The organism is Pseudomonas sp. QLc11A, assembly GCF_052112305.1.
Classification (GTDB): domain Bacteria; phylum Pseudomonadota; class Gammaproteobacteria; order Pseudomonadales; family Pseudomonadaceae; genus Aquipseudomonas; species Aquipseudomonas laurylsulfatiphila.
This window is the reverse complement of record NZ_JAVAJJ010000046.1, coordinates 1-597: the sequence shown is the minus strand read 5'-3', so window position 1 is coordinate 597 and position 597 is coordinate 1. Positions and strand designations below refer to the sequence as shown.

The following is a 597-nucleotide window of genomic DNA, read 5'->3' as shown; positions in this document are numbered from 1 at the left end:
TTGAGAAATTCGAATTTTCGGCGAATGTCGTCTTCATAGTATAACCAGATTGCTTGGGGTTATATGGTCAAGTGAAGAAGCGCATACGGTGGATGCCTTGGCAGTCAGAGGCGATGAAAGACGTGGTAGCCTGCGAAAAGCTTCGGGGAGTCGGCAAACAGACTTTGATCCGGAGATGTCTGAATGGGGGAACCCAGCCATCATAAGATGGTTATCTTGTACTGAATACATAGGTGCAAGAGGCGAACCAGGGGAACTGAAACATCTAAGTACCCTGAGGAAAAGAAATCAACCGAGATTCCCTTAGTAGTGGCGAGCGAACGGGGACTAGCCCTTAAGTGGCTTTGAGATTAGCGGAACGCTCTGGAAAGTGCGGCCATAGTGGGTGATAGCCCTGTACGCGAAAATCTCTTAGTCATGAAATCGAGTAGGACGGAGCACGAGAAACTTTGTCTGAATATGGGGGGACCATCCTCCAAGGCTAAATACTACTGACTGACCGATAGTGAACTAGTACCGTGAGGGAAAGGCGAAAAGAACCCCGGAGAGGGGAGTGAAATAGATCCTGAAACCGTATGCGTACAAGCAGTGGGAGCC

At 49.1% G+C, this 597-nt stretch carries 1 rRNA gene; it reads left to right on the top strand.

Annotation, left to right across the window (positions count from 1 at the left end):
- Positions 1–65: 65 nt before the first annotated feature.
- Positions 66–597: ribosomal RNA gene (locus tag Q8X48_RS29800) — 23S ribosomal RNA — on the top strand; the annotation flags it as partial.